Annotated in this window: 6 protein-coding genes; all 6 read right to left on the bottom strand. The window is 54.9% G+C overall.

Translation table 11 applies throughout. From position 1 onward, the window contains the following. Nucleotides 1-61: 61 nt before the first annotated feature. On the bottom strand, nt 62-370 hold the full coding sequence (locus tag AB6O04_RS20415; RefSeq protein ID WP_368566254.1) for a transposase: 309 nt from the start codon (nt 368-370) through the stop codon (nt 62-64). Between the two features lie 345 nt (nt 371-715). Next, on the bottom strand, nt 716-1,051 hold the full coding sequence (gene imm40 / locus AB6O04_RS20410) for an Imm40 family immunity protein (protein WP_368566253.1): 336 nt from the start codon (nt 1,049-1,051) through the stop codon (nt 716-718). Nucleotides 1,052-1,053: 2 nt separating this feature from the next. Beyond that, nucleotides 1,054-2,001: an RHS repeat domain-containing protein gene (locus tag AB6O04_RS20405; protein WP_368566251.1), complete on the bottom strand. Its 948-nt coding sequence runs from the start codon at nt 1,999-2,001 to the stop codon at nt 1,054-1,056. 157 nt (nt 2,002-2,158) lie between these two features. Continuing rightward, complete coding sequence (locus tag AB6O04_RS20400) at nt 2,159-2,536, bottom strand: hypothetical protein (RefSeq protein ID WP_368566250.1); 378 nt, start codon at nt 2,534-2,536, stop codon at nt 2,159-2,161. Between the two features lie 89 nt (nt 2,537-2,625). Beyond that, nucleotides 2,626-3,066 carry a hypothetical protein gene (locus AB6O04_RS20395; protein WP_368566249.1) on the bottom strand — a complete coding sequence of 147 codons (441 nt, stop codon included), beginning with the start codon at nt 3,064-3,066 and terminating at the stop codon, nt 2,626-2,628. 43 nt (nt 3,067-3,109) lie between these two features. Beyond that, nucleotides 3,110-7,384: an RHS repeat domain-containing protein gene (locus tag AB6O04_RS20390; protein ID WP_368566248.1), complete on the bottom strand. Its 4,275-nt coding sequence runs from the start codon at nt 7,382-7,384 to the stop codon at nt 3,110-3,112. Between the last annotated feature and the right edge of the window lie 854 nt (nt 7,385-8,238).

Here is an 8,238-nt window from a genome sequence, read left to right as displayed (position 1 = left end):
CGCTGAACTTCGACTTCTTCATGGAACCTCCTGGTGGTGAAAACATGCCAGAAAGTTCTACTTATTGGGTGTCTACCAGGTGGGGAAGCTTACGGGTTCGCCCAATTGAATCGTTGATATAGCGCACATAGCGCCGTCCGACGGCTTGCATCATGCGCGCAACTGCGCCCGCCGCGAGCGGCGTCACAAGCAAGTGCACATGGTTGGTCATTAAGACATAAGCGTGGATCTGGCACCCATGCTTCAGTGCCGCCTCGCGAAGGTCCTGGAGATAACGTATGTAGTCCACTTCCCGGAAAAAACACGCTTGGCGGTCATTCCCGCGCTGTATCACGTGCTGCACTACGCCACCCAAATCCAGTCGCTTCATTCTTGGCATTTCCGGTCTCCCGCCCTGGGAGGACCATCTTGCCCGCTACGCCCTCACAACAAGATCAGGCAACACCGCGTGAGGGCACAGAACACCACGCCCGCCCCTGTAGGAAATGTACTCTGACCCCTGTTTTGTTTTGTGTTTTGTAATGTTTTGTAAAGCAAAAGCGCCAAACCCCCAGATGATCCATCGTAGGATTCGCGCCATCGTCTTTGCAGACACACTCATATCATTGCATCTCTATCTTTAGGTAGAACCCGCCCTGTCCACGAGAGAGTTCTTCCCGTTGTGCGGATACTGCCCGGCAGCAAAGGCGACGGCGCAGGCCAAAGCCTTGTCAAATCATAGCTTTGGAACCAACGCAAAAAAAGGCGTAGCAGACTCGCTCTTATATCTTGATATATAGCTTCTTGCCGCGGCAATACTGCGCACAACAAACTCCCTTTGCGGCTCGGCGTCCCTACAATTGCAATACCAATTGTCATAACTCAAGGTGAGTGAACTTCCTGCCTTCAAATACACATCACCACCCAACACTGCTATGTCCAAATCTGACAACTTGTCGAGTGCCTCCAACGCATCCCGTCTCTCAAGAGCCCAGTTGCGCACTCCAATGTCAACTAGCGACCGACCCACCGCCAGTATGCCATCAACCTCCGTAGACCAAATTATTTCCATGATTATTGCTGCCTATCTGGCCTAAAAAAGCGATGATTAATTTCACCATCAGACTCCTTCATGAACTCAAAATTTCCGGTTTTCCCCTTGTACTCTCCTGGTATTTCCAACATATCGCGCGTAACTCCATCGCCGCCAACTATTTTTCTCACAGCACCACTATCCTTAAATCCTTTAACACTCTCAGGAAATGAATGGAGATCTCCTGCTTTCATTTGGCCCAACACCTTTTCGCTGTATCTCGTTCCTGCGAAGAAATCTGCAGCTGTTTCCATCTCATCGGCGTGCTTTAGTCCTTTTCCTATACCGTCCCCGACGGGCCCAAAGAGACCTATGGCAGCTGCCATGACCTTAGTAGCAGATGGATCGTCGACGGCTTCCAGCACCCCCTTCACATCTCCAAACCAGGGGGTAAAATCCAATGCGAAGCCCGCAATCTTCCCTAACAAGGTAGTTTCACCACGATACTGCGCGGCATCTTGCGCTTGAATAGTTTCTAAGGGTTTTCCACACAAGCTACTGCCCGGCATTGGACATCTGCCGTCCGGATCGGTAAATCGATACGGATTGTTGTTGGCGTACCAGTATCGATTGAAATTTGCGCCTGGCTTCACATGCGCCGTAACTGGATCGATGGACAAAAACCTTCCAATTTGCGGATCATAGTAGCGCTGCTGCATATACGTCAGCCCGGTGACCGCGTCCTGCACGTGGCCCGTGTAGCCCGGCCCATCCTTGATCACAGGCGTGAGCTGAAATCCATACGGCTCGTACTCGCGTCGCTCGATGACATTGCGGTTCTGGTCCGTTACCACTGCGACTGATCCCAGTGCGTCCGTGTGTATGTATCGGACGGTTTGGGCGGGGGCGCCCAGCGCCAGCGACCATAGCAGCGCCGTGGCAGCAGCTCTCACTATCCTTGATGTGACGCTATGCAATCCTGTCGCCATTTGGAGTTCCTTACGCAGTTTGCCTGTGATGTTCAGTTTGAGTGCCGTTACAGCTGCGCGGCCTGTCGAAGTGGATGGGAGCGCCTTGTTTGGTCCTTTGGGGCGCTCGGATCTGGTTCGCCAAAACCCGACCCGCGTGACCCGCGGGCGACGCTCTTCAACGCATCAATAGGTAGCTGACCGACTCTGTATCCGCCCAAATGGTGCAGGTGTTGGTGCCAAACACGGACATCTTTTTCCCCGTCGCGTGAGCCGCCAAGAGTCCGGCCAACTGAGCTTTTCCCGCGGCCGTGTTGGCGTCGATCGCCCATCGCGTCGTCTGACCTGCCGCACATGCCGGCACATCGGTCCTGGCCGTGGTCGTGTGAAAAAGCACCGCACCGCTGGACATGAAATGAAGATGCCTTACTTCTGTCTCCGTCACAGTCGACATTACTCCGACCGCCATGCTGGCGTCAGAAACCGCCACCTCCTTTTCCTGGCTCGCTGCTGGCAGAGCGAATAAGACCACCAAAGCCATCATCAATCTGCGCATTCTTTTCTCCTTGGTCCAATAAGCATTCGGCGTGGAACCCCCCAATCTGGCCGCACGGCTACACCATCAGGTTTCTACGATCCAAGCGGTTAGCGCAAATAAACTTCAAAAATCTGACATCCATCCACGCGGACATCCAGCTTCCGCTGATTGACCAAGGCCGTCATCAAGGTGGCATGCAGCGCTGCACCGCTGCCGAGGTTATCGGAGAAGCGGTGGACAGGTGTCGTTGCCAACGCGCATTGCTCCCCCCGCTTGGTGAACCAGATGAAGTGATCGGCGTTGTTCTGGTAGGTGCCGATCTGAGTGACGTAGACATCTGTCAACACTTCCAGGGCCGCGGTCGACATGACCGTCGCCTGGGTAGCGCTGGTCGGTGTGGTGGTGGCTGGGGGCGTTGGGCCACCGATCTCCATGGACGGTGGCGACAATGACTGGGCAGCGGCCTGCCCGGCCAGCAGCAACCCGCCTCCCATGAGCAGCGCTACCTGCATGGCTTTGGCGCGATTCAGTACGTTCTGTGTTTTCATGTTTTTCTCTTTAAATGTTTTGTCGTAATTGACCGGCGACCGGTCAGCTCAGCAGGATCTGGTACAGCATCGGCACGATGTTGAAGGCCGGTCGCTGGTCATGCGTGACGTTGCTGACGGTGGTGCAGACGCCCGCCGCGTTGCAGGCCAGCACCCGGTACGCATAAGTCCCCTTCGGCCGGGCCAGCGACGTCCACGTCAGGTCGGCGCCCTCGTAGACGGAGGCCCAGGTCGTGCCGTCCACGCTCTCCTCGACCACGTAGCGCACTGTTCCGCTCACGCCCGACCAGTTCACGTAGTCCTTGGTCGCGGGCATCTGGCCGATCGGCCATTCGGCTTCGGCGACCAGGCTGCCGCCGAGCTGGATGTAATCGGTCGCGGTAGTCTTGCGCGCATTCTTCTGATACCGCAGCACCCCGGACTGGTCGTACATCGACCGGATTGTCCCTGTGCTGTGGGTGGCGTGGGTGCGCCGGCCATGACCGTCGTAGCGGTAGGTTTCCTTGCCGGTTGCTTCGCGCAGGCGATTGCCGTAATCGAACGTGAAGCCCTGACCGTTCTTGTTGGCCAGGTTGCCTTGCTCGTCATAGCCCAGACCGATCACTGTGCTGCCGCTACAGCTGCCCAGCTTCAAGTTGGTCAATCGCCAGTTGCCGTCATAGCAGTAGTACTGGTCACGGCCGGCGGCCACCGTCCGGGTCAGATTATCGAGTACGTCATAGCCGTAGCGGGCAGTGCCGAGCATCGGCGAGACGGTCTGGGTCAACCGGTCCAGACCGTCATAGATCATGGTGCGGTTGCCACGCTGGTTGCGGCCGGTCGCCCCATCGGTGATCGCCGCCACATTGCCGTTATGGTCGTAGTCGTAGCCGTCCTGGAGGACCGCGGTGGCGCCGAACGCGTCCCGGCTGGTATCGGGCAGCTGGCGGGCGTTCTGCGTCATCGTGTGCACGATGCCGTTGCCGTAGGTGAACTGCTTGATGGCCCCGTTCGGGTAGTAGCTCGCGCCGGTGGCGTAACTGCCCGCTTGCGTGGCTTGTCCCAACGCGTTGGGGGCCAAGGCGACGGTCTGCCCGGACGGATAGCGGATGCCCGCCAGATGCCCGTTAGGGTTGTAGCCGTAGCCCACTGCCCAGGCTTCATCGTCGGCGTGGCCCAGGCTTTCGCCGGTCAGCAGCCGTCGCTTGTTGTAGGCATAGCTGTTGTACGTCGTCACGCCCGCGTTGGCGGTGGTGATCTGCTTAACCAATCCGTCAGGCCAATACGCCCATCGCTGGTTGCCGTTGCTGTCCGGGAAGTACAAGGCCGACAAGCGGTTGCGGGCATCGTAGTGGCGTATCGTCCTGCGCCCGGAATCGCGTGCGGCCACAGTTTCGCAGTCGGTCGTACTCGACAGTGCCAATCCCGCCGCACTCCATTGCAGGTTGCCCGCCGGATCGTAATCCATGACCGTTGCACCGGTTTCCGGTTCGAGGGTTTTGCAAAGCTGCTGGTAGCCGTCATACACATAGCGTCGATCGATCCGCTGGCTGCCGTCCGCATTGCGGCGGGTGATCCTGACCGGCTTGCTGAAGACATCGCGCTCAATCTCGGTGACCGCCGTTAGGGCGCCATCGGTGACCGTAATACCAGCGGGCGCTTCTGTGGAAGGCTGGTCGAAGACTTGATACTCGGTGACGACCTGAGTTCCCCGCGGGTTGATCACCTTGGTCTTGAAACCAGCGTGGTATTCCGTCCACGTGGTCAGCGGTCCGTGCTCGCTGTCTTGCGATACCGCCGTGACGCGGTCCAATGCGTCGTAGGTCGTCCGGACTCCTTTGAGCGCGGTATCGGCGTAATTCGCCTGCCCACCGGTGTTCATCGGATAGGACTGGAACTGCAGACGGCCTTTCGGGTCGTAACGTTTGATGACCTCCGAGAGAGTGCCGCCGACGTTACCCAGATCCATGGTCTGTTCGACCACCGGACGCCAGAGGGCGTCGAACACGAGCGTCTTTCGCGCATTACCGGTCAGTATGGTGTGCCGCCAGTGGCCGGCAGGTACGCCGTAGGCGGCGGCGTGCCCACCCGTAAAGCTGATGGTGGCGGGAGCCCACGCCGATGCATCGCACACCCCCGCCTGAGTCTCCGAGGAATAGGTAATCAGCTTGACGCGACCCATCTCATCGTGGCTGTAGCAGGTCTTAGAGCCGTTCTCATCGGTCGCGGAGGTAATCCAGCCGGCATCGTTGACAACGGCCGACTGGGTAACGCCATCGGCAAAGCGGATGGACTGCGGAACGCCGCGTTTCCAACTGCTCAGTGCGGTGACATTGTTATTGCCATCTATGATGGCACTGAGTGTGCCGAGCTGACCGCTGGCAACAGTAGAAGCTGCATCAAACGAAAGCGTTTCTTGCAACTTCCCAAAACTATAAGTCTTCCAGGGCAAGGCCTTCCAGCCATAGTCCGTCCGCGACGCTTCAACGCCGTCGACTAAGGCCCGCTTGACCTGTCCCAACACCCATAGCGTCGGATCATCATGGTATTCCACTTGGTTAATCTTGGTGCTGAGGTTAGTGTTCGAGTTTATTATCGAAAGCGGTCGCGCAATAGCATCGAAAGAAGTAACTTCTGCAATAAACGTCACACCATCCTGATAGATAGTGCGCTTCTTCAATGGCCAGTAGTACTCCATTGCGTACGTATTTGCATACGCGCGTGGTACTGAACCGATTCTTTTTGGGTGGCTGCCAAACTGATATGTATCAGTTCTGATGGGAGCGTAAATAGGATTAGGCAGCGCTGGCCATGTTGGAACGGCGCTCAGCGGGCTGTAATACTCAACACGCAACGGCTTCCCTTCCGTTGGGCTTCTCCATGCGGCATCCATGTACTGGATATTCAAAGAGAGATCAGGATGCATCGTATATGCCTTCATCTCCGTAGCCGAATACTTGTACCAATAGCGAGTTACCTGCTCGTTGATCCCAGGTCCTGCCAGACGTTTTTCTACAACATGTGGACTGTCGTCAAAAGCCGTCCAATCAAGATAGATGGGATCCAACTCTTGCACAGCGGGATCGGCAACAGCATATTTGACCGGAGGAGAAGCGACCGTGTAAGCCTCATTTCTTGCACCTGCCACACCCTTAATACGATACATTCCCGTCAATCCAGATGGCGCAGTAATCTGCCCAACCCTTCCATTGTCTTCATAGTTGAATGAACAGTACGGCTCGGGCTCATTAGCCCCGCCGCAAGTGTTTGTTATTTGTCTAAGATTAATTATCCATCCACTCATGTCCGGCTGCGTCACCCCAGTCAACGATGTTCGAACATCATTCTGGTGGAAATAACTGTAGGTCCAAGTTTGCTGAGAAATCTTTCCTTCGTTTGCAACTATTCTTTGGATCTGACGGTGCGGTGCATTGTTGTTCCAGTAGATGCTGACAGCCCGCCCATCACTCGCGCTGATTCCTGTCAGCCTATCCTCTGTATAGCTATATGTAATGTAGTTACCAAAGCGATCTTCTACACGGGTAGCGAGCAACGAAGCCTTGCTCCTCGGCACCAACGCAAAATATGTAACAGGCCACGCGTTTGGCATAGTCGATTGCTTTGAATACACCATCCAGTCAAACCAATATTTAGTCCCATCAGGAGAAACCGCAAGAAATCCTTCACCTTGCGATTCGTTTTTTACTGTGGGCAAGCAAGTAATCGCCCAATTATCTCCGGTGACAATGTTGAATCCACCGATGGCGCCAGCGATAGACTGCATTGGGACGAAGGTATTAGACGGCTCTCGAATCATCAATTCTTGGCGCGCATTGCCAGGCACGCTCAAGAAAGCACCAAACCACCACCTATCGCTACGATATGTACTTCCTCCCCAAGTGATGGTCTTCGCTGGCCCATATTTCGAGCAGCGCGAATATGGAGATGCACCTTCCACTTGCCATCCGCCTTTCAGAACTACATTGCTGTCTATTCTAGGAACTGCCAACTCCCAATCGGCGAAAGGCAGTTCGTGTTGCCAATCCCAAGCTTGCCTTGAGGTCACATCGAAGGTACGCTCAATCGAAATCGCAGGACCGGCACCCGTCAGCTTCAAGTCGATATGGCGGAATGATAGATCTCCTGTATATGGGTCAACAGTGTCACCAAGGCTGGAGGAAGATGTAACTTGCCCCTTAGAGTCTCGAAGACGGGCAAATACATCTTCTACTGTAGTCAAGTAAGGACCTGCTGCTAGAGCAGGCTCTAATACCAGACTCATTATCCCCGACATGAAAATGAGGTAAAAAAAAGTCCTCAGAAGGAATTTATTCCCCATGTTGCTTCCTGTAAAAATCGTTAGCTGAAATGTATCGTCGTTGCTTCTGCGACATCCTAAATCTAAGATACTGTTAAACGATGGCGCCTAAGCTCTGCTCGGCTAGAAGCGGAAGAACTGATAGCCTTTGAATCTTATCTCTGTAAAGTTGCCTAGTATGCTGCGAAAGGAGCAGTTTCCGCGTGGCAAGAAGACGCTACAACGGCAACTTGGCGTATATTCTTTTGAGAAGAACGATCCGACTCTGTGCTCAATGACGCAAGCCGCTGCAGAACCGCTTCTCTGTCGAAAAGCATCAGTTCCATCGACCCTTCGATGAGACGTCTCGCATTTCCACCGCATCGGCAATTCGTGTATTGAACCGCAGCAACTTCCCCCTGCGGAACACCTGCTGCAGAACATAGCTCGACTGAAAGACAAATGGAAGACATAGATTCTGGTAAACGTATGTACCAGCTGCTCGTTTGATTTATCGATGCGGCATCGGAAATACTCGTCAATTATTTGACGCCATTCGCGATAAAGAACTCCGGAGCTGATCACCTACTTCAACATTCCTGGACGAGACTCGTATCACGCATTAGGAAAATTCCACACGCAACCTAGCGATCGCGTCCAATCGCACTAACTAGTGATTACCTCGGCGCACCCCTTAATGACCTGTGGCTTCGATCCCACCCTCTTCACCGCAGCCCGAAATAGCTAGGCGAACGCCTTTTCCCGCTAGCTGGTTGCGCGAAGTCATTCTAGTCGAACCATTTCGTAAGCTTCCCCGTCAAGTAGACACTTCAAAAGTAGAACTTCCGGCGACTCGTTGACGGTACTCGCTGGGCGTTAGATCGCCCAATGAGTCG

It is taken from the genome of Pseudoxanthomonas sp. UTMC 1351, from assembly GCF_040948865.1.
In the GTDB taxonomy this organism is placed as follows: domain Bacteria; phylum Pseudomonadota; class Gammaproteobacteria; order Xanthomonadales; family Xanthomonadaceae; genus Pseudoxanthomonas_A.
Note: the sequence above shows the minus strand (reverse complement) of the source record. Positions and strands in the feature narration are given on the sequence as shown.

Excerpts from the sequence above, each read along its gene's own strand:
- AB6O04_RS20415 (WP_368566254.1), bottom strand. The coding sequence starts at position 370 with ATGAAGCGACTGGATTTGGGTGGCGTAGTGCAGCACGTGATACAGCGC.
- imm40 (WP_368566253.1), bottom strand. The coding sequence starts at position 1,051 with ATGGAAATAATTTGGTCTACGGAGGTTGATGGCATACTGGCGGTGGGT.
- AB6O04_RS20405 (WP_368566251.1), bottom strand. The coding sequence starts at position 2,001 with ATGGCGACAGGATTGCATAGCGTCACATCAAGGATAGTGAGAGCTGCT.
- AB6O04_RS20400 (WP_368566250.1), bottom strand. The coding sequence starts at position 2,536 with ATGCGCAGATTGATGATGGCTTTGGTGGTCTTATTCGCTCTGCCAGCA.
- AB6O04_RS20395 (WP_368566249.1), bottom strand. The coding sequence starts at position 3,066 with ATGAAAACACAGAACGTACTGAATCGCGCCAAAGCCATGCAGGTAGCG.
- AB6O04_RS20390 (WP_368566248.1), bottom strand. The coding sequence starts at position 7,384 with ATGGGGAATAAATTCCTTCTGAGGACTTTTTTTTACCTCATTTTCATG.